General features: G+C 70.5%; 26 protein-coding genes. 11 read left to right on the top strand and 15 right to left on the bottom strand.

Annotated elements, in window-relative coordinates; genetic code table 11:
- Nucleotides 1–65 precede the first annotated feature (65 nt).
- The 7 genes from NLI01S_RS20685 to NLI01S_RS20655 all read right to left on the bottom strand — a co-directional run bounded on the left by NLI01S_RS20685 (nt 66) and on the right by NLI01S_RS20655 (nt 6,494).
- Nucleotides 66–1,682 carry an MDR family MFS transporter gene (locus NLI01S_RS20685; RefSeq protein ID WP_067607141.1) on the bottom strand — a complete coding sequence of 539 codons (1,617 nt, stop codon included), beginning with the start codon at nt 1,680–1,682 and terminating at the stop codon, nt 66–68.
- Nucleotides 1,683–1,837: 155 nt separating this feature from the next.
- Nucleotides 1,838–2,836 (bottom strand): glycosyltransferase family 4 protein, encoded by a 999-nt coding sequence (locus NLI01S_RS20680; RefSeq protein ID WP_067607138.1) that lies wholly within the window; start codon nt 2,834–2,836, stop codon nt 1,838–1,840.
- Nucleotides 2,833–3,231, bottom strand: a complete 399-nt coding sequence (locus NLI01S_RS20675; RefSeq protein ID WP_067607136.1) for a 6-pyruvoyl trahydropterin synthase family protein — start codon at nt 3,229–3,231, stop codon at nt 2,833–2,835. The genes NLI01S_RS20680 and NLI01S_RS20675 overlap by 4 nt, the downstream gene beginning before the upstream one ends.
- A gap of 20 nt (nt 3,232–3,251) precedes the next feature.
- The gene (locus NLI01S_RS20670) at nt 3,252–4,238 is read right to left on the bottom strand and encodes a zinc-dependent alcohol dehydrogenase (protein WP_067607134.1); all 987 of its coding nucleotides are present in this window, start codon (nt 4,236–4,238) and stop codon (nt 3,252–3,254) included.
- A 4-nt stretch (nt 4,239–4,242) separates the two neighbouring features.
- A complete protein-coding gene (locus tag NLI01S_RS20665; protein WP_223809323.1) occupies nt 4,243–4,974 on the bottom strand; it encodes a CDP-alcohol phosphatidyltransferase family protein in 732 nt (243 codons plus the stop codon).
- Nucleotides 4,967–5,620 carry a GTP cyclohydrolase II gene (locus NLI01S_RS20660; protein ID WP_067607132.1) on the bottom strand — a complete coding sequence of 218 codons (654 nt, stop codon included), beginning with the start codon at nt 5,618–5,620 and terminating at the stop codon, nt 4,967–4,969. The genes NLI01S_RS20665 and NLI01S_RS20660 overlap by 8 nt, the downstream gene beginning before the upstream one ends.
- Before the next feature lie 253 nt (nt 5,621–5,873).
- Nucleotides 5,874–6,494, bottom strand: coding sequence for a hypothetical protein (locus tag NLI01S_RS20655; protein WP_067607130.1), 621 nt, complete (start codon nt 6,492–6,494; stop codon nt 5,874–5,876).
- Nucleotides 6,495–6,528: 34 nt separating this feature from the next.
- Between NLI01S_RS20655 and NLI01S_RS20650 the strand changes: the two genes are divergently transcribed.
- The gene (locus tag NLI01S_RS20650; RefSeq protein ID WP_157091093.1) at nt 6,529–6,822 is read left to right on the top strand and encodes a hypothetical protein; all 294 of its coding nucleotides are present in this window, start codon (nt 6,529–6,531) and stop codon (nt 6,820–6,822) included.
- A 48-nt stretch (nt 6,823–6,870) separates the two neighbouring features.
- Here the strand turns inward: NLI01S_RS20650 and NLI01S_RS20645 are convergent, their stop codons facing one another.
- Together NLI01S_RS20645 and NLI01S_RS20640 are read right to left on the bottom strand one after the other, a co-directional pair.
- Complete coding sequence (locus NLI01S_RS20645) at nt 6,871–7,833, bottom strand: SDR family oxidoreductase (RefSeq protein WP_067607128.1); 963 nt, start codon at nt 7,831–7,833, stop codon at nt 6,871–6,873.
- A 57-nt stretch (nt 7,834–7,890) separates the two neighbouring features.
- Nucleotides 7,891–9,264 (bottom strand): hypothetical protein, encoded by a 1,374-nt coding sequence (locus tag NLI01S_RS20640; RefSeq protein ID WP_067607126.1) that lies wholly within the window; start codon nt 9,262–9,264, stop codon nt 7,891–7,893.
- A gap of 98 nt (nt 9,265–9,362) precedes the next feature.
- Here NLI01S_RS20640 and NLI01S_RS20635 point away from each other — a divergent pair, with 98 nt between their 5' ends.
- From NLI01S_RS20635 to NLI01S_RS20615, 5 genes are all read left to right on the top strand, one after another.
- Nucleotides 9,363–9,944 (top strand): hypothetical protein, encoded by a 582-nt coding sequence (locus tag NLI01S_RS20635; protein WP_067607124.1) that lies wholly within the window; start codon nt 9,363–9,365, stop codon nt 9,942–9,944.
- Nucleotides 9,945–10,183: 239 nt separating this feature from the next.
- On the top strand, nt 10,184–10,750 hold the full coding sequence (locus NLI01S_RS20630) for a sigma-70 family RNA polymerase sigma factor (protein ID WP_371850626.1): 567 nt from the start codon (nt 10,184–10,186) through the stop codon (nt 10,748–10,750).
- Between the two features lie 55 nt (nt 10,751–10,805).
- On the top strand, nt 10,806–11,450 hold the full coding sequence (locus tag NLI01S_RS20625; protein WP_067607120.1) for an SCO family protein: 645 nt from the start codon (nt 10,806–10,808) through the stop codon (nt 11,448–11,450).
- Nucleotides 11,447–12,673, top strand: a complete 1,227-nt coding sequence (locus NLI01S_RS20620; protein WP_067607117.1) for a Dyp-type peroxidase — start codon at nt 11,447–11,449, stop codon at nt 12,671–12,673. The genes NLI01S_RS20625 and NLI01S_RS20620 overlap by 4 nt, the downstream gene beginning before the upstream one ends.
- Nucleotides 12,674–12,780: 107 nt before the next feature.
- Complete coding sequence (locus NLI01S_RS20615; protein WP_067607114.1) at nt 12,781–13,323, top strand: copper chaperone PCu(A)C; 543 nt, start codon at nt 12,781–12,783, stop codon at nt 13,321–13,323.
- Here NLI01S_RS20615 and NLI01S_RS20610 read toward each other — a convergent pair.
- From NLI01S_RS20610 to NLI01S_RS20605, 3 genes are all read right to left on the bottom strand, one after another.
- Nucleotides 13,214–14,665 (bottom strand): PepSY-associated TM helix domain-containing protein, encoded by a 1,452-nt coding sequence (locus NLI01S_RS20610; RefSeq protein ID WP_067607111.1) that lies wholly within the window; start codon nt 14,663–14,665, stop codon nt 13,214–13,216. The genes NLI01S_RS20615 and NLI01S_RS20610 overlap by 110 nt on opposite strands.
- 87 nt (nt 14,666–14,752) lie before the next feature.
- On the bottom strand, nt 14,753–15,190 hold the full coding sequence (locus NLI01S_RS26490) for a hypothetical protein (protein ID WP_223809322.1): 438 nt from the start codon (nt 15,188–15,190) through the stop codon (nt 14,753–14,755).
- On the bottom strand, nt 15,115–15,960 hold the full coding sequence (locus NLI01S_RS20605; RefSeq protein WP_223809321.1) for an MFS transporter: 846 nt from the start codon (nt 15,958–15,960) through the stop codon (nt 15,115–15,117). Before NLI01S_RS20605 ends, NLI01S_RS26490 begins: the two co-directional genes overlap by 76 nt.
- 361 nt (nt 15,961–16,321) lie before the next feature.
- Here NLI01S_RS20605 and NLI01S_RS20600 point away from each other — a divergent pair, with 361 nt between their 5' ends.
- From NLI01S_RS20600 to NLI01S_RS20590, 3 genes are all read left to right on the top strand, one after another.
- Nucleotides 16,322–17,062: a thioesterase II family protein gene (locus NLI01S_RS20600; RefSeq protein ID WP_067607110.1), complete on the top strand. Its 741-nt coding sequence runs from the start codon at nt 16,322–16,324 to the stop codon at nt 17,060–17,062.
- 217 nt (nt 17,063–17,279) lie between these two features.
- Nucleotides 17,280–17,687: a YciI family protein gene (locus NLI01S_RS20595; protein WP_067607107.1), complete on the top strand. Its 408-nt coding sequence runs from the start codon at nt 17,280–17,282 to the stop codon at nt 17,685–17,687.
- 4 nt (nt 17,688–17,691) lie between these two features.
- A complete protein-coding gene (locus NLI01S_RS20590) occupies nt 17,692–18,837 on the top strand; it encodes an RNA polymerase sigma factor (protein ID WP_067607105.1) in 1,146 nt (381 codons plus the stop codon).
- Between the two features lie 55 nt (nt 18,838–18,892).
- Here NLI01S_RS20590 and NLI01S_RS20585 read toward each other — a convergent pair whose 3' ends face one another.
- Nucleotides 18,893–20,731 (bottom strand): glycoside hydrolase family 13 protein, encoded by a 1,839-nt coding sequence (locus NLI01S_RS20585; protein WP_067607103.1) that lies wholly within the window; start codon nt 20,729–20,731, stop codon nt 18,893–18,895.
- A gap of 201 nt (nt 20,732–20,932) precedes the next feature.
- Nucleotides 20,933–21,919 (bottom strand): glycoside hydrolase family 6 protein, encoded by a 987-nt coding sequence (locus NLI01S_RS20580; RefSeq protein ID WP_067607100.1) that lies wholly within the window; start codon nt 21,917–21,919, stop codon nt 20,933–20,935.
- 247 nt (nt 21,920–22,166) lie between these two features.
- On the opposite strand from NLI01S_RS20580, the gene NLI01S_RS20575 reads away from it, so the two are divergent.
- A complete protein-coding gene (locus tag NLI01S_RS20575; protein ID WP_067607098.1) occupies nt 22,167–22,688 on the top strand; it encodes a GNAT family N-acetyltransferase in 522 nt (173 codons plus the stop codon).
- Nucleotides 22,689–22,763: 75 nt separating this feature from the next.
- Here the strand turns inward: NLI01S_RS20575 and NLI01S_RS20570 are convergent, their stop codons facing one another.
- Entirely contained in the window at nt 22,764–24,014 is a 1,251-nt protein-coding gene (locus tag NLI01S_RS20570; protein WP_067607096.1) for a DNA cytosine methyltransferase, read from the bottom strand.
- 55 nt (nt 24,015–24,069) lie between these two features.
- Between NLI01S_RS20570 and NLI01S_RS20565 the strand changes: the two genes are divergently transcribed.
- Entirely contained in the window at nt 24,070–24,579 is a 510-nt protein-coding gene (locus NLI01S_RS20565) for a very short patch repair endonuclease (protein WP_223809320.1), read from the top strand.
- The last annotated feature ends 57 nt before the right edge of the window (nt 24,580–24,636 follow it).

The following is a 24,636-nucleotide window of genomic DNA, read 5'->3' as shown; positions in this document are numbered from 1 at the left end:
CCCGCTGTGGGGGCGGGGCGCGCATCCGAAGTCTGGTGCCCGGGTGGGCCGGTGGGCAAGCCCGATCAGGTGGGGAGTGGGCGGTTTCCGTCCTTGTCCTGGGGGTCGGGGGCTTGGAGTTCGGGGTCCTGGGATTCGGGGCCCTGGGTGGTGACCTCGGGCATGTCGATGGTGTCGCGTAGGCGGACGTCGGGCAGGAAGAACGCCACGGTCAGGCCGACGACGGCGATGCCGGTGGCCACGAGGAACAGGTCGCCGGTGGCAGATCCGTAGGCGTTCTCGACGATGGTGCGCAGGAACGGCGGCATGCCGGCCAGGTCCAGGGTGCCGGCGTCGGCGCCGCCCTCGGGGAGCTCGATGCCGGAGGCGGTCAGGCCGTCGGTGATGTTGCCGGCGACCCTGTTGGCGAGGATGGCGCCCAGGACCGAGACGCCGATGGTGCCGCCCAGGGAGCGGAAGAAGGTGATCGCTCCGCTGGCGGCGCCGAGTTCGCCCAGGGGTACGGAGTTCTGGACGACCAGGACGAGGTTCTGCATGGACATGCCCACGCCCATGCCGACGGCGAGCATGCCCAGGGAGACCAGGAGCAGTGGTGTGTCGGCGTCGATGAAGGACAGGGCGACGAAGCCGAGGGTCAGGATGGCCAGGCCGGTCAGGACGTAGGGCTTGACGCGGCCGGAGCGGGAGACCATCCAGCCGGCGATGGTGGAGGCGCCCATGGTGCCGAGCATCAGGGGGGTGGTGAGCAGGCCTGCGGCGGTGGGGGAGTAACCGCGGGCGAGCTGGAAGTACTGGCCCAGGAACACGGCTCCGCCGAACATGGCCATGCCCACGGCGACGCTGGCCAGGATGGCGATGACGGTCTCTCGGCGGGTGACCAGGTGCAGGGGGATGACGGGTTGGGCGACTCGGCCCTCGACCCATACGGCCAGGGCCAGGAGGATGACGCCGCCGGTGACCATGGTGGCGCTCTGCCAGGACAGCCAGGCGAAGGATCCGCCGACGAAGGTGACCCACAGCAGCAGGGTGCTCACGCCCGCGGCGATGAGGGTGGCGCCGACGTAGTCCACGCGGGTGTCGAGCTTGCGTACGTCGTTCAGGTGCAGGGTGCGGGCCAGGACGAGGAGGGCGACCACCATGAAGGGGATGCCGATGAAGAAGCACCAGCGCCAGCCCAGCCAGGAGATGTCGGTGAGGGCGCCACCGATGAGGGGTCCGCCGACGGTGGCCACGGCCATGACCGATCCGAGGAGGCCGTTGAGCCGGCCGCGTTCCTTGGGGCTGACGAGTGCGCCGATGATGGTCTGGACCAGGACTTGGGAGGCTCCCATGCCCAGGCCCTGGATGGCGCGGAAGCCGATGAGCTGGCCGGTGTTCTGGGCCAGGCCGCACAGGAGTGAGGCCAGGATGAACAGGACGATGGAGATCTGCAGGAGCAGCTTCTTGTCGAAGAGGTCGGCGAGTTTTCCCCACACGGGTGTGGACGCGGTGGAGGCGAGCAGGGTCGCGGTGACCACCCAGGTGTACTGGGATTGGGTTCCTTGGAGGGAGCCGACGATCTGGGGGAGTGCGACCGAGACGATCGTGCCGCTGAGCATCGTCACGCCGAGCACGATGAGGAGTCCGGTGAGGCTGCGCCTGACGGTCTTGCGTGCGGTGTTCTGGGTTTGAGGGGTACTCAAGGGCGGACCTCGGGAAGCTGAACGTGCAGGTGGAGAAATCCTGCTTGCGGAGCAAAAATACAGAGTAAGAATTTTTGCAGTGACTGCACGATATCATCGCGGAGGTCCGCACGACGTGAGACGCGGGCGAGAAGCGGATCACACCCGGGGTGGCCTCAGACCTGGTCCAGGACGTGACGAAGGGCATGGGCGGATTCGTCCCAGCCTCGGAGGGTCGCGCGGCGCGCGTGCGCCGCGACCCGCCATCGGTGGCGTGAGCGGGGGTCGCCCAGCCACAGGCGTAGTGCCCGGGACCATTCCTCCACGCTCCCGGCGGGCACCAACATGCCGGGCGTGCCCGAGCGGGAGGTCCCGCCCAGGGCCTCGGGAACCCCGCCCACGTCACTGGCCAGAACCGGTATGCCCCGGGCCAGGGCCTCGGTGACGACCATTCCGTAGGTTTCGGCCAGGGAGGGCAGCACCAGCAGGTCGGCCCGATCGTAGGCGGCGTCCAGGTCCGCGCCGTGCAGGGGTCCGGTGAAGCGCACGCCCGCGGGGGCGGGCGGGGGCCGGCCCGGACCCACGCACACGCATTCCCAGTCCAGGTCGGTGAGGTGTCGCAGTGCCTCGAAGAGCACCCGGTGTCCCTTGCGCGGGGTCAGCGAGGCCACGCAGAGCAATCGGGGTGGGGTCCCGGGCGACGTGCCAGGTGCGAGAGGGGCCGATGCCACGCCAGGGGGCACCACGGCCACCTCGGGCAGGCCGTGGCGCGCGCCGAGGTGATCGGCGGCCCACCGGCCGGTGGCCACGACCGCGGCGCACGATTCCAGCACCCGGCGTTCACGTATGTCCAGGTCCCGGGCGGTGTCGGGGTCCAGTCCGCCTTCCAGGGCCAGCGGCAGGTGGACCAGTACCACCGGGCGTAGTCGGCGCGCGTGGGGAACGATCACCTCGGGCAGCGCGCAGGCCACCAAACCGTCGAGCAGTACCCGACCGCCGTCGGGTACCCGGTCCAAGGCCCGCTCCAACGCACGTGTCCCCGCCGGGCCCGGGCACGGCCACGCACCCGGTAGGGCGACGATGCGCAACCCGGGCCAGGCGCGGGCCAGACGCAGGTCGTACAGGGTGCCGCCGCTGGGCGTGGCGGAGTCGGGGATCAGGAACGGGATCGTCAAAGGTCGCGTTGGTAGCGGGCCCAGGCCACGTGTGATTCGTGCAGGGTCACCGAGATCGAGGTCAGGCCCCGCGCGTTGGGTCCCATCGCTCCTTGGTCGACGCGTTCGGCCAGACGGTCGGCGATCACCTTGGCCAGGTACTCGGTGGAGGTGTTGACGCCGGCGAACTCGGGGGCCTGGTCCAGGTTGCGGTAGTTCAGTTCGCCCACGACCCGGCCGAGTTCGCGGGTGGCGGCGCCGATGTCCACCACGATGTTGTCGGGATCCAGTTCGGGTCGGTGCAGGGTCGCGTCCACCACGAACGTGGCCCCGTGCAGGGCCTGGGCGGGGCCGAAAACCTCGCCGGTGAAGCTGTGCGCGACCATGAGGTGGTCGCGGACGGTGACGCTGAACAAACGGTCCTCCTCGCTCGGGGTCAGTGCCGGGGTGGGTCGTAGGAGATGCGGTGGCACAGTGCGGGCCGGTGCCCCTGGGCGAGTTCGGGCAGCAGGGTGGGCAGTTCCTCGAAGTGGCTGTGTCCGCTGAGCAGGGAGTCGAAGGCCGGGTCGGTGAGCAGGCTCAGCGCCAACGCCAGGCGTTGGGCGTGGTCGTAGCGGGACCTGCGGGCCGGGGAGATCATGCCGACCTGGCTGGCGCGTACGGCCAGGCGGTGGGAGTGGAAGTCCTCGCCCAGCGGCAGGATGACCTGCCGGTCTCCGTACCAGCTCAGTTCCACGACCTCGCCCTCGGTGTGGAGCAGCTCCAGGCAGCGGATGAGGCCCGATTCACTGGCGCTGGTGTGGAAGACCAGGTCGCGATCGCCCACGGCGTCGTCGGGTAGGGCGAACTCGACCCCCAGGCGTTGGGCGACCTCGGCCCGGTCGGGGTCGATGTCGACCAGTTGTACGTGGGTTCCCGGTATCTGGGAGAGCAGACGGGCCACGCAGCAGCCCACCATGCCGGCGCCGACGATGGTGACCTGGTCGCCGATGAGGGGTGCGGCGTCCCAGAGGGCGTTGACGGCCGTTTCGACGGTGCCGGCCAGGATGGCACGGTGGGCGGGAACACCTTCGGGTACGGGGGAGACGGCCGAGGCGGGGACCACGAAGTGGGTCTGGTGGGGGTAGAGGGTGAAGACGGTGCGTCCGAGCAGGTGGGAGGGGCCTTGTTCGACCTCGCCCACGTTGAGGTAGCCGTACTTGAGGGGGCCGGGGAAGTCGCCCTCCTGGAAGGGGGCGCGCATGACGCCGTACTGGTTGGGTGGGACCCCGCCGCCGAAGACGAGGGTCTCGGTGCCTCGGCTGATGCCGGAGTGCAGGGTGCGTACCAGGACCTGGTCGGGGGCGGGTTCGGGTAGGTCGACCTGTCGGATCTCGCCTTGTCCGGGTGAGCGTACCCAGAAGGCGCGCGCGGTCCGTCCCATTACCTCAGCTCCCTTCGGTGGCGGTGGCCCGGGGTGGGCGCGGGCGCCACAGACCCGCCACGTCGCGTGTGAACGACCACAGCAGCGCGGTCAGTGCCGCGGCCACGGCGATGGTCGTTGCCGGTGGGGGAAGTATGCCCGAGACGGCGACGGTGAGCACGATGGGTTGGGCGGCGGCGATGGTCTTGCGGGCCGTGGCGGGCGGTAGGGGGCCGCGTAGTCGGGGCAGGACCAGGGCGGCGGCGCCGAAAAGGTAGCGCGCCGCGCCGATCAGCAGTACCCAGGGCCCCAGATCCTGGGCGACCTGGACGCTGAGCACGAGGATGAGGAAGGCGTCGGCCTCCATGTCGAAGCGGGCGCCGAAGTCGGAGCGGGTGCCGGTGCCGCGTGCGACGATGCCGTCGAGTGCGTCCAGCGCCATCGCGGGCACGGCGACGGCGACCAGGGCCCAGGTGTGGTCACCGTCGGCGACCAGGGCGGTGACGACGCCGATGAGGACGACGCGGGCCGAGGTGACCAGGTCGGCCGGTCCCAGGGTCCGATGGTGGTGGTGGCGAAGGGCCGCACCCAGTAGCGCCGTGGCCAGGAGCGTGTACATGGTGGCGGCCGTCCAGCCGCGTGCGCCCAACCCGGTGGTGAGGGTCAGGAGCGTCAGCAGGGCCGCTCCGGCGCACACGGCGATGGTGAGCGCGGTGGCCGGGCGGGCGCTCAGGCGGTGGGTGGCGCGGTCACTCACGGCTGCCGTCGGCTCCGAATCCGGGGGAGCGATCCAGGTGGGGGAGGTCGTGGCCGAGCCGGTCGCGTTTGGCGGTCAGGTAGTCGATGTTGTCGGTGTGGGCGTCGGCCAGCAGTGGTAGGCGGGCGGTGACCTTGAGGCCGTGGTCCTGGAGGGCTAGGACCTTGTCGGGGTTGTTGGACAACAGCCGGATCGAGCGCACGCCCTGGTGGCGCAGGAGACGGGCGGCGGGGGCGTAGTCGCGTACGTCCACGGGCAGGCCCAGCGCGGTGGCCGAGTCCACGGTGTCCAGGCCATGGCTGTCCTGTAGACCCATGGTGCGGACCTTGTCGAGCAGGCCGATGCCGCGGCCCTCGTGTCCGCGCAGGTAGACCAGGACACCGCGTCCCTCGGTGATGACCCGGTCCAGGGCGGCGTGGAGTTGGTCGCCGCATTCGCAGCGCAGCGCGCCGAAGACGTCACCGGTGACGCATTCGGAGTGCACGCGCACGAGGACGTCCTCGCCGTCGGTGACCTCGCCCAGGACCAAGGCCAGGTGTTCTCTCCGGTCGACGGGATCACGGAAGGCCAGACACCGCAGGTGTGCCCGACGCAGGGCCAGTCGGGATTCGGCGACGTCGTCCTCGTCCAGTGCGTGCTCGCTCATCGGCCCCCTTCTTCCGTCACCGCCGGAGGCGGCACACCCGGGCGTTTGCCCCAACGCCGTGGCCACGAAACCTGGTGTGGGCCCTGGCCCATGATCCACGGGGGTTATCGTTCGGGCGCCGTCAGACCCTGTCCACTGGAAACCCGGGGAGGTGTCGGCGGTGGGATAGCAAGCTTTTTCGCTATCACGCCAAAGGTGCCGAAGGTTCTTGACTCCCAGGTGCCCGAACACGCCGAAGCGCCGGTGGAGGCGCTTAGAGATAGGGCAGTTGGATCCGGATCTCTCCGCCCAGGGTGGACTCGCCCCGCAGGGTCAGGGAGTCGCCGCTCCAGAACCGGCCGGGGTCGTAATAGCCGGGGCGTTTGCCCTTGGGCAGCAGACCCATCTCTTCGTAGGTCAGGGCGACGACCTCGGCGCAGTAGGCGGTCTCCAGGCGTCGCTCGCGCGCGGCGCGGGTGAAGGGCACGCGCCCCAGGGCCCAGCGTCCGGCCAGTTGGGCGGTGGAGGGGAAGGGGGTGCCGTTGAGTCGGGCGACCGTGCGCAGGGCGGCGTCCTCCATGGCCCGGTCGGCGAGCGGGTCGAGTTGGCGCAGCCAGCCCTGTTGGCCGTAGCGGCGGCCCCACACCAGGACGGCGTCGCGCAGGTCGTGTAGTTGGACCCCGCGCTGGTGGGTGCCGGTCCACATGTCCACCAGGGAGCGGCCCAGTTCGGCGTGCCACATCAGCGGGGGCAGGTCGTCGATGACCAGTGACATCCCGACGTGGTTGACGGGGCTGTTGGTGGTGATCTGGATGGCCCGGTCGGGCACGCTGGTGCCTCGGAAGACCCACAGGTCTCCGGTGCGGGTCGACTCCACCGCTTCGTCCAGGGACATGCTCGTGTTCGTCACGGGGCCTAGCCTAGGAGCTATGAAGTGGTGGAAAGCGTTGGGAGTGGCCGCTTTCGTGGGTGTGGCGGCCAGTGGGGTGGCGATCGTGCGTGCCGAGCGGCAGCGTCGTGCCTACACCCCGGAGCAGGTGAGGGAACGTCTGCACGCCAGGGCGGCCGAGATCGGTCAAGGTGAGGGCGGTGGGGCCACGGCGCCGGCCGTGCCCGAGGAGGGGGCCGAGGATCGCTCTTCGGTGGGTGGGGCGCGGGCGCTGTGGCGGCGTCTTTGCGGCGCGGGGCGTCGAGTGAGGGGGCGTTTGGGTCGGGACGGGTAGTGCGGGGCCCGCCTCCCACCTCCGCCGAGCCTCCACGTGTCCGGTTCCCTAGCCCTGGATGTAGGCCAACAGGTTGCGTTCCACCTGCGGGTCGGGGGCCGGCTCCAGGGGTGGTTCGCCTCGTTCGCGATCCCACGCCAACACGTCGGCGGCGGTGGTCTCCAACGGGGTGGAGGGCAGTCCGACCTCGCGGGCGCGGCTGAAGTCGCGTTGGAAGGACTGTTCCCAGGTGCGGTCGGAGCGCACCAGGGGGAAGCGGGCCATGACGGTCTCCGGTGGTACCAACACCAGGTCGATGCCGGCCTGGGCCGCCCGGGCGCAGGTGTGGATCATCTCGGACAGGGTGAGGGGTTGGGCCGGGCCCATGGCGTTGTACACCCCGCCCAGGTCCTGTTCGAGCAGGCGCACCACCAGGTGGGCCAGGTCGCGCGCGTCCAGGATCTGCACGGGTTGGCCCGGGTCCCCGGGTAGGACGACCTTCCCGCCTCGGGCGACTCTTCGTACCCAGTAGGTGAACTGGTCGACGTTGTCGTGGGGGCCGGCGAGCATGCCGGGGCGCACGATGGTGGCGCGATCACCGAAGTGGGTGTCGAGTTCGTGTTCGCAGGCGACCTTGAGCGTCCCGTAGGTGGTCGCGCCGATCACCTCGGTGTTCCACTCCGGTTCCTTCAAGGGGGCCGTCTCATCGGCGCCGGGGCCGGCTCCGGGGGCGTACACGGCGTTGGTGGAGATGAACAGGTAGCGGTCCACTCGGTCCTGGAGAACCCGGGCGGCCTGGCGCACGTGACGCGGGACCATGCCGCTGACGTCCACCACGGCGTCGAAGGAACCCTCCTCCAGGGAGGACAGTTCCCCGTCGTCGCGGTCCCCGACCAGGCGTTTCACCCCAGGGAAGAGATCGGTGCCGGTCCGGCCCCGATTGAACAGGGTGACGTCGTGGCCCCGCTCTATGGCGTTGGTGACGATGAACCGTCCCACGAAGGAGGTACCGCCCAGTACGAGAATCCGCATGAGTGTCGACTCTAGCGGGAGGTCATCGCACTACCTCGCACCGGCACCGGTGGTGGTTCACAGAGGTTTGTCCAAGAAACCGACGTTTTCGAGCAGGGTGATGTGGTCGGTGTTCAGTGTGTGCAGGAAAGCACCGATGTCGCGGTGCGGGGCCCGGTGCAGGGGAGCGCTGGTACGCACCAACCCCACCTGGGACAGGCCCTCGCCACCCAACCGGGAGGCGGGGGTGGCGGGTGGATCGACCCGGTACAGACGCCAGGCGCTGCCCCTGGGGGCCGAGGCCAGCAGCATCATCGGTCGGCTCCACACCAGCAACGCCCAGGCCTTGGGGCCTTGGGCGTGCACCAACACGGGCCCCTGCCCCTGGATTCGCCGGTCCAGGAGTTCGACGACCCGTGCCGCGACGGGTACGGGGTTGGTGAAGGAACCGTGCACCCGGTACATGCCGGAGTCGAACCCCACCGTCCAGCCCGGATCGCCCGACTCCACCAGTAGATCGCTCAGGTGATCGTCCTCCTGCGCGGCAGCGGGTTCCGGTGGCGCGGTGGCCGGGACCAGGGCGGTGAGCGTGCCCTGCCCGGTGCGGGTCAGGGCGCTCAGGCGCGAACCCAGGGTCAGGGCGTACCGCCCCCGGGGTTCCTCCCACTCCAGGAGCCCACCGTGCGCGGGGTGGCCGTCGGGGACGGTGCGGGCCTTGGCCGTCAACCCCGCGTCGGCCAGGACGCGCAGCGCCTGCTCGGTGTCCTCCTCGGGCCAATCCGGGGGCAGGGCCAGCGTCACCCGCTCCGGAGAAAGGTGCCGGGCCAGGGCCCCCAACGTGGGTGCGTCGGCGCCGCGCAGCGGGGCGTACAGACACAACTCGCCCACGGGGCCTTGCGGTAGCCGGGTGAGCAGGGACTCCTCCCCATCGTGCAGGATCCGAGCGTGGGACTCCACCGGGTCGGTCAGCAGCAGATCCTCCACAAGGTCGGCCACCAGGCGGAGGCGCTCGGACATGGCGGCGGGCACGGCGGGCGCGCTCGCACGCAGACGCAGCCACGTGCCCAGGTCGGCCAGCGCCCAGGGCACCCCCTGGGGTCCGCCGCTCAGCACGGTCCAAGGTCGTTGTTCCGCGGCGGGGGCGCCACCGCCGAAGGCCGCCACCACGTGCGCTCCACCCACCAACAGCGCCAGTTCGGGCAACGGGTCGGGGACATCGGCCTCGATCAGGGCCAAGGCGCGGTCGGGCCGGGACAGCGCCGCCGGTTCGGCCCCGGGCGCGGTGGCGCCGAGCACGGTGGTCGCGGCGCCCATCTCTCGTGCGGTGGGCAGCACGTGACGTTCCAGGGTCGGCAGGTCGAGCCGGTTACCGATGAGCACGAACTCTTGGAGGGCCGTGTCGTCGGTACGCGCGGGCCACTCGCGCAGTAGGGCGAGCGGGGACAGGGTCACGGGCGGGCCTCTTCTCAACCGGGAACGTGGTCGAGTCTAGAACAGGGGGCGAAGCGTCCCTCTACCCCGGTATGCGGGCGTCGTGAGCGGGTGCGACGATGAGGACGATGCCGAAGAGCCCGCCTTGCCGATCGCTGCGCGCCGGGGTGTTCACCCTGGTGTGCGCGAGCCTGTCCGCGATCGGACACGCGTTGAGCTCGGGGCAGGACGTACCGTTGCTCGGGTTGGCGCTGGGCGGCGCGCTGGTGTGGACGATGGCCTGGGCCTCGACCACACGGCGCCTGGGGGTGTGGTCGTTGACCGCCCGCATGCTCTGGGGCCAGTTCGCGCTGCACGTGACCTTCAGTGCCGCCCAAGGGTGGGGCGGCGGCCACGGTGACCACGGTGTGGGCGAGATGGCCGCGCAGTCGATGCCGGCGTGGGCCATGATCGGGATGCACGTGGTCATGGCGTTGGTGAGCGCCTGGTGGTTGCGGTTGGGCGAGGACGCCCTCTTCGCGTTCTTGCGGTTCATGGCACTGTCCCTGGTGCCGTTGTTGCTGGTGGTCGGGGCGCTGCCGAGCCTGGAACCGGTGCTCGCCGCCCGGTTCGTCCCACCGGAGCGGCCGTTGCCGGTCGGGCCTTCGGTGCTGCGCCACACCCGGGTCCTGAGAGGTCCACCGGTCGTGCTCGCCGCCTGAGGGCGAGCGTGGATCGACCCCTTGTGGCGCGCCCGGCGCGTCGTGGTGGTGGGTGCGTGTTTCGGTCCGCGGGTGGCGGTCCTGGCGTGTTCCCTCGGCGCCTCGTGGCGTCGTCAGGACGCCCGCGCCCTCCTGATCTCGGTCATGTCCTTCCCGGGTCGTGTCGTGGTCGGGTGTCGACGCGTGCGATGACCGAAGGCTCGAATGTGATGACCGTGGGTGAAGACGGTGTGCGCGCGATGGTGGCGACCGCACCGGTGACCTCGAACGAAGACCCCCCGAACCTGTCCCGTCTGGCGTTGCGCGCCGGGCGGGGTGCCCCCGAGGCGATCGACGCGCTGTTCACGCTGACCCGTGAGGACGTGCGGCGCTACATCGCTCGGAGGGTCGATCCGGGCTGGGTGGACGACCTGACCCAGGAGACCTACACCCGGGCCCTGCGCGGACTGCCCGGCTACTCGGGTCGGGCGCCGGTGCGGGCCTGGTTGTTGTCGGTGGCCCGCCACACCGTGGTGGATCGTTACCGGGTGCGCGAGCGCACCCCGCGTATCGACCCGGTGCGGGACGTGGAGGGCTGTTTGGGCGCGGGGGCGGCCGCCCCGGGCCGTTTCGACGAGTACCTGGCGTTGGTGGCGCTGCTGGAGGAATTGCCCGAGCAGCGGCGCCGGGCCTTCGTGCTGACCCAGGTGCACCGGATGCCCTACGCCGAGGCCGCGGCGCTGTTGGGGGTGCCGGTGGGCACCGTGCGCTCGCGTGTGGCGCGTGGGCGCCGGGACCTGGCCCGATTGGTGCGCGAGGCGGCGTGATGGTCCGCCCCGCGTTCGTGGATGTCGATTCGATGAGTACGGAAGAAGACCTGACATGACCGAAACCGTGACCGACCGATTCTCCCTGGCCCGGTTGTGGCGCCCGGTGGGCGCGATCCTCGCCGCGGCCACGTTGTCGAGCGCGGTGGCGTGCTCCGCGGGTGGTGGCCTGGCGGAGGTCGAGCACTACCTGGACCTGTCCGATGAGCCGATGGCGGCCTCTTCGGTGGAGTTGGTGGACGTGGACGGTGAGGCGTGGCGGTTCACCGACGTGGATCCCGACCGGCTCACCCTGCTGTTCTTCGGATACACGAGCTGCCCGGACGTGTGCCCGATGACCATGGCCGAGATCGACCTGGCCCTGGAGGAGGCGGGGGAGGTCGCCGATGACGTGGACGTGGTCATGGTGACCAGTGACCCGGCCCGGGACACCGACGAGCAGTTGCGTTCCTGGTTGGACCGCTTCGACCCCGGGTTCCAGGGGGTGCGGGGCGAGATGGAGGACATCGTGGTGGCCGCCGGCGACTACGGGATCCCCATCGAGGCGCCGCAGGAGACCGATGGCGACTACCTGGTCTCCCACGGTGGGCGGATCATCGTCCTGACCGAGGGTGGTGAGGCCGCCGGCATGTTCGACGAGGGAGTGGAGGCCGACCAGGTGGCCGAACTGCTCCCGGTGTTGGCCGAGGAGCTGTTGTGAAGGGGCCCTCTCGGCGCGGACTGTTGACCGGTGGAGCGGCCGGGGCGGTGGGGTTGGCCGCCGGTGGTCTGTTGGGCGCGGGTGTGAATCGCCCGGAGCCCGACCCGGCCTTGGCGGTGACGCTGTCCCGGGGCGGGTATCGGGACGGGTTGCCGCCGGCGCTGCTCACCCCCACGCCGTCCCATGTGCGGGTGGTGGCGCTGGACGTGGTCGCGGGCGGACCGGAGGAGGTGGCGGCCCGGGCCGGAGAGGTTGCGCAGGCCTGGCGGGAGGAGATCCGGGCGTTGCACGAACACGGGCTGGAGGGTGTGGTGGAGGGCGCGCCCACCCAAGGGCTGCATCCGGCCTCGTTGGGGATCACCCTGGGGTTGGGCGGCTCCCTGTTGGAGCGGGCCGGGCTGGGTGATCGGCGGCCCGAGGAGCTGGAGGACCTGCCGGACTTCGCCGGGGATCGGCTCCGTGAGGAGTGGTGCGACGGGGACCTGATGTTGCACGTGGGGGCGGAGGATCCGGTGGTGGCCGGGGCCGCCGCCCGCCACCTGGTCGACCTCGTGGGAGGGCGCGTGCGGGTGCGGTGGGCGCTGCCGGGCTTTCGGCGCGGCGCGGTCACGGCCAAGGACCCCTCGGCCACCCCGCGCAACCTCATGGGGCAGGTCGACGGCACGGTCAACCCGCACCCGGACCAGGCGGTGTTCGCCTCGCAGGTCCTGGCCGCACACCCCGATCCGGCCACGGCGTGGATGGACGGTGGCACCTACGTGGTGGTGCGGCGGATCCGCATGCTGTTGGACGGCTGGTTCGCGCTCTCCGAAGACGAGCGGGAACAGGTGGTGGGTCGGCGTTTGGACGATGGGGCGCCCCTGGGCGGTTCGAAGGAGGACGACCGGCCGAACCTGGTGGCCCGGGACGACGCGGGGCGGCAGGTGATCGCCCCGAACGCGCACATCCGGTTGGCCTCCGCGGAGAACACCCTGGGGGCGCACATGCTCCGGCGCGGCTTCGACTACGACCTGGGATGGGACTCGGAGGGGCGGGTGGACGCGGGGCTGTTGTTCACAGCCTGGCAGGCCGATCCGCGTACCGGTTTCACCGCCGTGCAGCGCAGCCTGGACGAGGGCGGGGACGCGCTCGGTGAGTACATCCGCCACGAGGGTGGTGCGGTGTTCGCGGTGCCGCCGGTGAGGGACGAGGGGCAGGTGCCGGGCCCGGAGCTGTGGGGGTGAGCGGCGCCACCGGGTTTCCACGCGGGTCGTGGGAACCCGGTGGGTCGCGTGGGCGACGTGAAGGGGTGAGTGTCCCTGACAGAGCGTCCCCGACGAAAGGCCTCCCCATGCGTTACCCGCGTCGCACCACCCTGACCGCCCTCGCCCTGTGTTCGGTGTTGGTCGCCTGCGGCACCACCGACCCGGGGGAGGCCGAACCGGCCGAGGCGGCCGCCGAACCCGGTGGGCGGGCCCACGTGGGGGACCTGATGGTCGAGGACGCCTGGATGCCGGAGCCGGCCAACCCCGAGGTGGGGGTGGTCTACCTGGCGGTCACCAACACCGCCTCCGATGACGACGCCGTGGTGGGCGTGAGCACCAGCGCCTCACCGGAGGCCGGTCTGCACCGCACCGAGACCACAGAGTCGGGTGCCTCGACCATGCGCTCCGTCGAGGAGGTTCCGGTGCCGGCCGGGGGCACCACCACCTTCATCGAGGGCGGGTACCACGTCATGGTCGAGGACATCCCCGACCCGTTGCGGGTCGGGGACGCGGTCACCGTCACGCTCGATTTCGCGAGTGGGACTGATGCGGAACTGGAGGTTCCGGTGCGGGAGATGACCGGGGGGTCGGGTCAGGGCGAGCACTCCGAAGAGCACGACCACCACTGAGGTCGCCCGCACGCCACCCCAGCACCGTGTCCACCACCAGGAAGAACAGCAGGGACGCACCCAGGACGGGCAGGGCCCAGGACAGGGCGGCGGCCACGGCCACCACCATCGTCTTCAGCGGCCATGACAGGGCGAGGAAGGAACCGCGGGGGTGGGCGCGTCCCATCCCCGCCCGCCCACGGGTGGGCCTGCGCTGCCACCAGGACCGGTATCCCAACGCGATCGTGTACAGCAGGCCGCCGGCCAGCACGGTCATCAGGACCTGGTTGGCGACCCCGAACAGCAATCCCATGTGCAGGTCCACGCCCCAACGGGCGAGTTTGGCCATGAGGGGGTGGTCGGCGAAGCGCACCACGTCGATCACCTGGCCGGTGTCCTGTGCCAGGGACACCTCGTCGGCCCGGGTGGGCCAGGAACGGTCCAGTTCGGTGATGACGTAGGGGGAGACGTGGTCGGTGGGCATCCGCACCGTGAGGGGGCCCTCCAGTCCGGCTCCGCGCGCCGAGTCCAGGGCGGCGTCGATGCCCGCGTCCACACCGGGGTTCGCCGCGAGGGTGTCGGTGGACGCCACCGGAGTGGTCCACGACAGGGCCTCGCGCAGATCCGTGACGTTCTGCCCGGCGAACTTCGACCAGGTCAGGCCGGTCGCCGAGATCATCAACACCCCCACCAGCAGCCACACGCCCACTACCGCGTGCCGAGAGACGGTGCGGGAGCGTCCGGCGGTGGGACGCACACGGCGGCGTCGGGTACGGCCCACCCACAGGGCCAGCCCGCCCAGGGCCACCACCCACACCCAGCTCGCGGCGAGTTCGCTGTAGACGCGGCCCACCTCGCCCAGGTGCAGGTGGCGATGGAACTGACTGATCCAGGTGCGCACCGGTAGCGCGCCACTGGTGCCGTAGCTCTCGCTCACCCCGACGACCTCGCCCCGGTAGGGGTCGACGAACACCGCGGTCTGCGCGCCCGAGTGCGCGTCGGGGTCGTGACCGGGGACATCGAGCAGGACCCGGGTGGTGTCCTCGGATTCGGTGGATGGGCGCACCGAATCGGCCCGGGAACCGGGGAACTCCGCCTCGGCGGTGCGTACCTGTTCGGCCAGGGTGAGCGGGGTTCGGTCGATGCTCTCGGTGGTTTCGGGAACCCGAAGCAGATCCTGGTAGAGGGCGTTCTCCAGTTGTGGAGTCCACACGTACAACATTCCGGAGACGGCGGCCACGGCGACGAAGGGGGCGATGAGGACCCCGGCGTAGAAGTGCAGGCGCAGCACCAGGGGGCGCAGCCGCGCCCATACTCCCGGTGACGGGGCTGGGGGTCGCTGGGGTCGGGCGGTGGTGTCCACGGGGGTGCCTCCCAAGGGGGTGGTGATCGGTGCTCGACCACTGACGTCGCTCGGGGCGGGCGTGGGGTTCCCGCGCTGGGGGGCTTTTCAGCGCTCGGGTTCGGGCGTGGGGTCGGCCAGGCGGTTCACCCCGGGCACCAGAAGCGGCAGCAGGCCGGTGACCACACCCACCACGGCCGCCCCGTACAGGACCGGCTTGGCACCCACGGTCTGGGCCAGGGTGCCGGCCACCGCGTAGCCGACCGGCTCCAGACCGAAGCTGCCGACCTGGTCGATGCCGATGACCACGCTCAGTCTCTCCTGGGGGATGGAGCGTTGCAGGGCGGTGTACCAGTACACGCCGAAGAGCATGAAACCCACACCGGTGGCCAGGTAACCGGCCAACAGGACCGGTGCCGGCACGGTCAGCGCCAATCCGAGCAGCACCAGCGGGAAGAACAGCACCCCGGTCAGGGAGACCAGCCCCGGTCGGGCGGGTTTCCACCGGGTGGCCAGGACGCCGCCCGCCAGTTGCCCGGAGGCCATGCACGACAGTGCCGGCCCGTAGACGGGTGCGGGGTAGGAGTCGGCGACCACGATCGGCAACAGCACGAACCCGGGGGCCAGGGTGGCCGGGCCTGGACGGTGGCCACCACGATGATGGCCAGTACCCAGGGGCGGCGCACTACCTCGCCCCAGCCCGCGCGCAGGCTCGCCCCCATGGTCTCGGTGGTCCACTCATCCGTGGGCGGGACCTCCCGGATCAGCGACAGTACGCCCGCGCACACCATGAAAAGTGCCGCGATGAGCCAGAACACGGCGCGCACGTCCAAGGCCACGACCAGCACCCCGGCCAGCGCGGGGCCGGTGATGCCGGTGGCGCGGCCCACGACGTTGCGCAGGGCGTTGGCCTCCCGTAGTCGCTCGGTGGGCACGATCAGCGGCATCATCGAACCGGCCGCCGGTTCGGCCACCGACCCGGACACCCCGCTCAGCGCCGCCAGGGCGAGCAGCCACCAGGCCGTGTCGGGGCCCAGAGCGAAGCCGGTCATCACCACGGCCTGCACGGCGTCGTTGAAGGCGAGCGCGGTGGATTTGCGCACTCGGGTGAGCAAAGCACCGGTCAGCAGGACGAACAACGACCCGGTGGCCCCTCGTACGCCCAACACCAGACCCAACAAGAGTGGCCCGTGTTCGACCAGCACCAGGCCCACCATCACCACCGGGAGCATCTCGGACCCCAGGTCACCGAGAGCGCGTCCGGCCAGCAGCAGACGTAGACGCCGGTGCCGTAGTGCCCCTGGAACCCATCCCACCGCACGCCCCTCGCCCCGGATCATCGACCAGCGGTCAGTGTGCCGGACCCGGGGACGCACACACGAGTGGTTTTCGCCTCCGGGCACTCGCCACGGCCGATGCGGATCAGCCCGTCTGGGGCACCGTGGAAGACCTGAGAGGAGCTGGGCGGGACTCGGGGCGCGGTGGTTTCCGGGTGTGGGTACCCGGGTGGGGCGGGCAGGCGGGGTGGTGCGGGCCGGTGCCGAGGCGAGGACGGGGGATGGACGTGTGCGAGTTCGGTCACGGGGAGGACGCGGGTGGACGCTCCCGGTTGTCCGAAAATCATTACCGGCTGGTAGGTTCGCTTTGTTACCCGTAAGTAAGAAGGCGAGCAGACCCGTGCACGAGGGCGCCCTGACCCGGATCAGACCCGTACCCCACAGCCGCTTTCGGCTCTTCGTCCTGCACCATGCGGGCGGCTCCCACCTGGGGTACCGCGGGTGGGTCCGGCACTTTCCCTCCGACTGGGAGATCTGCCTGGTGGACGCCCCCGGGCGGGCGCGCAGGTCCGACGAGGAACCCTTCCGTGAGGCCGGACCCCTGGCCGATCACCTGTGCGACATCGTGCGTCCCGAACTCGACCGCCCCTACGGTCTGTTCGGGCACAGCATGGGCGCCCTGGTCGCCTACGAGATGACCCACCGTCTGACCGAAACCCCGCCCACCTGGTTGGGCGTCTCCGCCTGGAGTCCCGTCCCCGGCCCCGAACGGGCCGAACCCCGGCACCGTGTTCCTTCCGGACGCCTACGTGAGGCCATCGCGGCGATGGGCGGCACCCCGCACCACGCGTTGGAGGACCCCGAACTGTGGGCCTACGTCGAACCGTTGGTCCGCGCCGACCTGCGGGTGGTCGACACCTGGAGCCCCGACCCCCAGGCCCCGCCCCTGCGGGTTCCGCTGTCGGTCTTCGGTGGCGCCGAGGATCTTGGCATGACCCCCGAACGCCTGTCCGGTTGGGGAGAGCACGTCCATGGCGACTTCGCACACCACACCCTGCCCGGGGGCCACTTCTACTTCACCGGCCGCACCGGCGAACTGGTCGCCCGCATCACCAGGGACATCAGGGCCACCCTGCCCTGACCCCCGGACTCGTCCACAGGCCACCCCGCCGACGGTGGCGCGAGGGCCTTCGATGTGGTGATCTGTACCTATCGGGAGGTCTCGCACACCGCCGCTCTCGGTGTGCCCGCTGCCCACCCGCGAAAAAGTCTTCGCCCGGATGTCGAGAACCCGTGACCCGCTCCGTCCCAGGGATGAACGCGACCATGACCGGTCGCGGAGACCGAGGAGGATCACCATGGCCAAGTACCTGTTGCTCAAGCACTACCGGGGCGCACCGGCGGCGGTCAACGACGTGCCCATGGATCAGTGGACATCGCAGGAGATCTCCGCGCACGTGAAGTACATGCGCGACTTCGCCGACCGGCTGGAGAAGACCGGGGAGTTCGTCGATTCCCAGGCCCTGGCCCCCGAGGGCACGTTCGTGCGCTACGACGGGGAGGGCCGGCCACCGGTCACCGACGGGCCCTTCGCCGAGACCAAGGACCTCATCGCCGGGTGGATGGTCATCGACGTCGACAGCCGTGAACGCGCCCTGGAACTGGCCGCGGAGCTGTCGGCCGCCCCTGGTGCCGGTGGGCGACCCGTCCACGAATGGCTCGAACTGCGCCCGTTCCTGAACGAGCCGCCCACCATCGAGGACTGAGCCGGTGGACGAGGCCCTGCTGCGCGCCCTCACCCCGAGCGTCCTGACGATCCTGGTCCGCCGCGGAGCCGACTTCGCGGCGGCCGAGGACGCCGTGCAGGACGCCCTGGTCGAAGCCCTGCGCGTGTGGCCCACCGACCCACCCCGGGACGCCAAGGGGTGGTTGGTCACCGTGGCCTGGCGCCGGTTCCTCGACGCGGCCCGCTCCGAGAGCGCCCGCCGTCGACGGGAGGAGATCCTCCAGGAGGAACCGGTGCCCGGACCGGCCTCCGCTGTTGACGACACGCTTCGGCTGTACTTCCTGTGCGCTCATCCGTCGTTGAGTCCCTCGTCCGCGGTCGCGCTCACCCTGCGCGCGGTCGGCGGGTTGACCACCCGTCAGATCGCCCACGCCTACCTGGTACCCGAGGCGACCATGGCCCAGCGCATCAGCCGCGCCAAGCGCACCGTGGCCGGGGTACGCCTGGACCGACCCGGTGACGCGGCCACGGTGCTGCGCGTCCTGTATCTGATCTTCAACGAGGGCTACTCCGGCGAGGTCGACCTCGCCGCCGAGGCGATTCGGCTCACCCGCCGGGTCCACGCCGCCTTGGACCACCCGGAGTCGGCGGGTCTGCTCGCCCTCATGCTGTTGCACCAGGCCAGGCGCTGCGCACGGACCACACCCGAGGGGGCTCTGGTGCCGCTCGCCGAACAGGATCGACGTCGTTGGGACACCGGAGTGATCGCCGAGGGGGTCGGGATCCTACAGGCCGCCCTGGCTCGGGACCGGTTGGGCGAGTACCAGGCCCAGGCCGCCATCGCCGCGTTGCACGCCGACGCGCCCAGGGCCGAGGAGACCGACTGGGCGCAGATCGTGGAGTGGTACGACGAACTCGTCCGGCTGAACCGGAGCCCGGTGATACGACTGAACCGCGCGGTGGCCGTCGGCGAGGCCGATGGTCCGGGCGCGGGTCTGGCGGCGCTCGCCGAGCTGGAGGAGTCGCTGCCCCGCCACAGCGCGGTGGCGGGGCATCTGCACGAGCGCGCCGGTGACCTGGACATGGCGGCCCGGCTGTACGCCGAAGCCGCCCACAAGGCCACCGACCTGGCCGAACGCGAGCACCTGACGCGTCAGGCGGCACGTCTCGATCAGTGCCGGGGGCGCTGAGGTTCGACTCGCGCGCATCCTGTGGGGGTCCCGCGCCGCACGCGTCCGAGGATCCTCAGCCGAGGCCGGGCAGGGTGCTCGTTCCCACGGCCACCACGAATCCGGGACCGGAGGCCGCCAGCGTCACCTCGTCCTCCAGGCCGGCCTTGACCCCGCCGCCGCTCTCGACCACCTTCAGGTCCCGGGAGTCCAGGTCGTGCAGGACACAACCGATCTCCTCATGCGGCCCATCGGTCAGGTGCACCAACACCACCTGCTCGCCCAAGGTGCGCAGGAACGTCATGTGGTGCTCACCGGCGTCCAACCAGCGCAGACCCCCCGACTGCAGCGCCGGCACCTCCCGGTGCAGCGCCAACAGCCGACGGTGGGCCGCCAGCACATCGGTGTCCCAGTCCTGGGTCCGGTGCCAGGGCATCGTGCGGCGTGAGTTCTCTCCATCGCGTCCCAGTAGCCCGATCTCGTCCCCGGCGAACACGAACGGAACCCCCGGCAGGGTGGCCTGGGCGGCCACCCCCACCGCCTGGCGCACCGCGTCGCCCACCACCGTGCGAAAACGTGCCGAGTCGTGGGTGCTCAACGCGTTCACGCTGTGGGTGCGCACCCGCCAGGGCAGCCCCGCGTTGGCCGCCCGCAGCGCCCGCACCGCCTCGGCGGCCCCGCTGGAGGGCAGCGGAGCGGAGGTGTGCGTGGCCGCGTACCGCACCCCCTCGGGGCCGGTGTTCAACCACGCCCACACCGGGCGGGTGAACCCGGCGTAGTTCATCACACCGTGCCAACCGTCGTGGCGGGTGTCGGGGCCGGCGTCGTAGAAGTGCTCGGCCAGCAGCCAGGCGCGCGGGGCGGCCTCGCGCATGCGCGAGGCGATCTCACCGGACACCTCGTGGTTGAGGTCCAGGGCACCGAGGCGGCCGGTCATGTTGGCCACGTCGATCCGCCACCCGTCCAGCGGATCCTCACCGGTCAGGCGCGAGACCAGCACAGAGTCATCGGCCCGGTACACGCGCTCGCGCAGCTCGGTGTCGGTGTAGTCGAGCTTGGGCAGGGAGCGCACCCCCAGCCAGCTCACGTACTCCTCTGGGTGGGAGGTGAAGTAGTAGAAACCGGCCTCGGGCGCGCCGGAGTCGGCCTTGGCGGAGAGGAACCACTCGTGCTCGTCGCCGGTGTGGTTGGTGGTCAGGTCGCCCATCACCCGCATGCCGCGCGCGTGCGCCTCGCGGATCAGTGCGGTCAGCGCGGCGTCTCCGCCCAGCCAGGGGTCGACCTCGTCGAAGGAGGAGGCGTCGTAGCGGTGGGTGGACCTGGCGGGGAAGAAGGGGGTCAGGTACACCACCTCGGCGCCCAGGTCGGCCAGGTGGTCCAAGTGCCGGCGCACGCCTTCCAGGGTTCCGCCGTAGAACTCCCGAGACGCCAGGAGGCCGGACCCGGCGGGTTCGTGGTCCCAGTCCCGGGGCACGGCCCACTCGGGGTGGTCGGCCGGGGAGTCGATGGAGTCGTCATCGCGGGCGAAACGGTCGGGGAAGACCTGGTAGACGGTGGTCGCCGGTACCCAGTCGGGTGGGGCTGGAGAGTCCAGGAGGCGGAAGTCGCCGTCGTCGGTGACCTCGTGGTCGTGCGGGCCCTCCTGGTTCAACCAGGTGTAGTGGCGGTCGCGCACGATGGCGAACCGGTAGGTGGTGACCACCTCCAGCCGGGGCAGGGCCACCCCGTACCAGCTCACTCCCTCGGCCCGGTGTTCCAGGTGGGCCTCGATCAGCACGGCCTCACCATCTTCGACCACGCGTGCGTACACCCCGTCCGCGTCGCCGGGGACCCGTAGCCGCACGTGGACGTGGTCCCCGTTCACGGTCAGGTAGTCGGGGGATCCGTCGTGGTGGGGATCGTGGCTGAACCGCATGTGGGGACGCTCCGGTGAGGCCGATTGGAAGAATCCCCCACATCATTGCAAGAAAATGTCGCTTATGGGAAAGAATTTACGTCTGTGTCTTGCGATGGAAGGAGTCTTGCGACACAAGGGCGCGAAGGTCGCCGGAGCCGGAACCGGTCGGCTCCGGCGACCTCCTCCACACGACGGGAACCGGCCGCCGCGTGAGTTCGGTCAGCCTCCGGCGTTCTCGGCCAACTCATAGGCGATGTCGGGGAGGAAGGATCCGGCCGGTCCCGCGCACCCATCGGCCTCGCCGGGCAACTTCACCCACACGAAGGCGTCCACGACCGGGCTGCCGGTGTCGGTGGTGGTCTCGGTGCCCAGGGCACGGCCGGGCGGGTCGCACCACTCGCTGTCCTCAGTGGGCCCGTTGCCGTTGCGGCTGGTGTCCACGACCGCGGTCAGGTCCAGGCCACTGACGGCCACGATGGCCTCGGCGTAGGCGACCTCGTCGGCGGTGGTGCGGTAGTTGGAGGTGTTGGTGGCGATGCCGTGGGCGTTCTCGCCCGCGTCCACGCCGTGCAGCAGTTCGGCGACGTCCTCGGGCGCGTGCCAGTTCGAGTTGCCGATGTCGAGGTAGACGCGTGCTTGGTCGGAGGCCTCGCGCAGGGTGCCTCCGGCGTAGGCGATGGAGTCCATGACCTCGGCCGGTGGTTGGCCTTCGCAGGTGCCCATGAGCGACAGCGCGTCGGGTTCGACCACGATGGTGGCGGGGCGTCCGTCCAGGCCGGCGGCGAAGGAGTCGATCCAGGCGCGGTAGGACTCGTGGTCGGGGGCGCCGCCGTCGCTGTGGTTGCCGCAGTCGCGTCCGGGGACGTTGTAGACGACCATGACCGGCACGGTGCCGTCCGCCTCGGCGGCCGAGGCCAGGGCGTCCACCTCGGCCTCGATGGTGGTGGGGTCGTAGTTGGCGAACCAGGTCGCCTGGGCCACGCTCGCGATGCGCTCTTCGATGAGCGCGGCCCGTGGGTCGTCGGGGTTCTCGGCCACCCACCGGGCCGCGGAGGCGTCGGGGTTGACGTAGAACCCGCTCTCCCGGGGCGTCTCGGGCGCCTCCTCGGCGTGGGAGACGGTCTGTACGGGTGAGGCACAGCCTGCGAGGAGCAGGCCCAGCGTCACCGCGGTCACGGCCCCCATGGCCGTGCGTGGCGTTGTCATCTCTCGTTCACTCCTAGCGGATCGGAGTCGGGGGACAGGGAGGGACCCAGGGCCTGGGAGCGCTCCCACTCCGGGATCCTAACGACCGATGCGCTCCGTGTGAAGGGGGTCACGGAAAGCTCCCATCGTCGGATCCCCCGGTCGAGGAGGCCTTGTCACCCTTGGTCCACGCCCTATGAGGCAAGGGATCCGGACTCATACGGCAGCCCCCCTGTGCCGGTGCTTCGTAGGACGCTAACGTTGTGATATGAGCCTTGAGCTGCCAACCGACCGACTCCTGATCAGGGAGTGGGAGCTGGACGACGCCGAAGCGGCCCTACAGGTGTACGGGGCCGACGAGGTCGCGCACTGGCTGACGCCGGAATGGCAACCGGTGACCGACGACAGCGCCATGCGCTCGGTGCTCCACGCCTGGATCGAGGCGGGACCGAACCTGATCCCACCCGCCGGGCGTTGGGCGATCGTTCGCAAGGAGGACGGAGAGCTGGTGGGAGGGCTTTCACTGAAGCTGCTCCCGCCCTTCGAGGAGGACTTCGAACTGACCTGGGCCCTTCGCCCCGAGGTATGGGGCCAGGGGTACGCGACCGAGGCCAGCAAGGCCATCATCGCCTGGGCCTTCGAGCAGGGCATCGAGGAGGTGTTCGCGGTCGCCCGGCCCAAGAACGAAAGAGCCATCGCGGTGGCCCGAAGACTGGGCATGGAATGGGTCGGCGAGACCGAGAAGTACTACGACATGCGACTACAGGTCTTCCGTCTGCGACCGGGATAGTCCCACCTTCCACAGGCATGGGGTCCGCCGGAGACATCGACGGGCCCTTCGCCATGACGGCTCGCCCCCACCGACTCAGGGTGCCGTCGGGAGCAGGGGCTCGGTCACCACACCCACCCCTACCAGGTACCGGTACACCTGGCCGGCCAACGCCGAGGCCAACCCCACCGGCACGGCGTTGCCGATCTGGCGGGCGATCTGCAACTTGCTCCCGCACCAGCGGAAGTCCTCGTCGAAACCCTGGATGTAGGCGGCCTCCATGTGCGTGATCGGCCGGTGCTCACTGGGGTGCAGGTAGCGCCCCTTCTCGGGTTTGAAGAACTCGGTGCGGATGGTGACCGAGGGGCGGTCCGAGCGCAGGCGGCCCATGACGTCACCGGTCCCGGTCCGGTGCCGCAACCAGGCACGCGTGGACAGCTCCGGCGGCAGGTCGTTGCGATTGCCCCCGGGCGGGATCGCCTCGTAGCGCAGACGTGACAGGGGCCTGGGATTGCGGCCCAGATGCAGTTCGAAGGTCCGGTAGGCCCCGGGAAGCTCCACCCCCAGCGGTGCACAGGAGCGCGCGGGCAGTTCGGTCGTGGTGGTCGCGCGCGGGGTCTTGGCGAAGATCGACTCCACCGTCTCCCACGGCGACAGCGGCGCACCGCCCCCCACCACGGTTTCGACCGGTCCGGGCACGGGGCCGCCGCGCCGGACGCGTGTGTGCGTGGGGCGGGGGTGGTCCAGCCCCAGCCCTTCGGGGGAGGCGGCGAGCACGTCCCGTCGGGTGGCCAACACGATGGCTCTACGGCGGGCCTGGGGGACCCCGTAGTCGGCCGCGTTGAGCACCCGGGCCTCGGTCAGCTCGTACTCGCCCAGCAGCCCGCCCGGGCCCTCGGTCTCGGCGCGCAACAGCGCGTACTCTCCCGAGTCCAGGAATCGCGCCACGTTCTCGATCACGAACACCTTGGGACGCAGGGCCCGGACCACCCGCACGTACTCACGCCAGAGCACGTTGCGGGCGTCGCCCTGGTCGTTGAGCAGGTTCTTCTTGTTGAGCGCCGAGAACCCTTGGCAGGGCGGGCCGCCCAGGATGACGTCCACTTCCTCTTGGACCACACCGGGATCCCAGGCCTCGATGTCACCGGCGTGGACACGTTCGATACCGGTGTGCTCGCCGAAGTTGGCCGCGTAGGTGGAGGCCGCCGCCAGGTCGTGCTCGACCGCGCCCACGGTACGGAAAGGAGAGTCGTCGCGTCCTGGTGCCCGGTAGGAGTGGAAGCCCGCGGTGAGCCCGCCACACCCCGAGAACAGGTCGACGATGGTGATCGAGTCGTCCGTGAGCATGAGGTTCAAGATAGATGAGGCGTCTCGCGTGGGCGAATCGTTAGGATCGAAGGCGATGGACGCGCGACGGCCGACACGAGCGGCGAACGAGGGCACCCGTAAGAGCATGCGGTCCAACAAGGGGCGTGACACACGACCGGAGTTGGCGATCCGCCGTAGAGTGCACGCGGCCGGGTTGCGTTACCGGGTCTCGGTGCGGCCCCTGGCGGGGTTCCGGCGCACGGCCGACCTGGTGTTCTCCCGGATCAAGGTCGCGGTGTTCGTCGACGGTTGTTTCTGGCACGGTTGTCCCGAACACCACACCAAGGCCGCCACCAACGCCGGCTACTGGGCGGAGAAGGTGCGCGTCAATCGGGCTCGCGACGCCGACACCAACGCCCGACTGAACGAGGAGGGGTGGCGGGTGGTGCGAGTGTGGGAGCATGAGGACCCCGACGCCGCGGCCGCGCGCGTGATCGCCGAGGTCCGCGCTGTGCGTGAGGCCAGGGCCGCGCCAGGCGGGGTCCGCCCGTTAAGGAGAAGCGTTCAGGATGGTGCATCGCAAGGCGGCGGGAAGCCCTCATAGTGGTTCTTATGTGAGCTTTTGGCAACGCCGCGAGGTGCCGTGTTGAAGGGGCGCCTG

It is taken from the genome of Nocardiopsis listeri NBRC 13360 (assembly GCF_001570765.1).
In the GTDB taxonomy this organism is placed as follows: Bacteria; Actinomycetota; Actinomycetes; order Streptosporangiales; family Streptosporangiaceae; genus Nocardiopsis; species Nocardiopsis listeri.
This window is presented reverse-complemented; position numbering and strand designations above follow the sequence as displayed.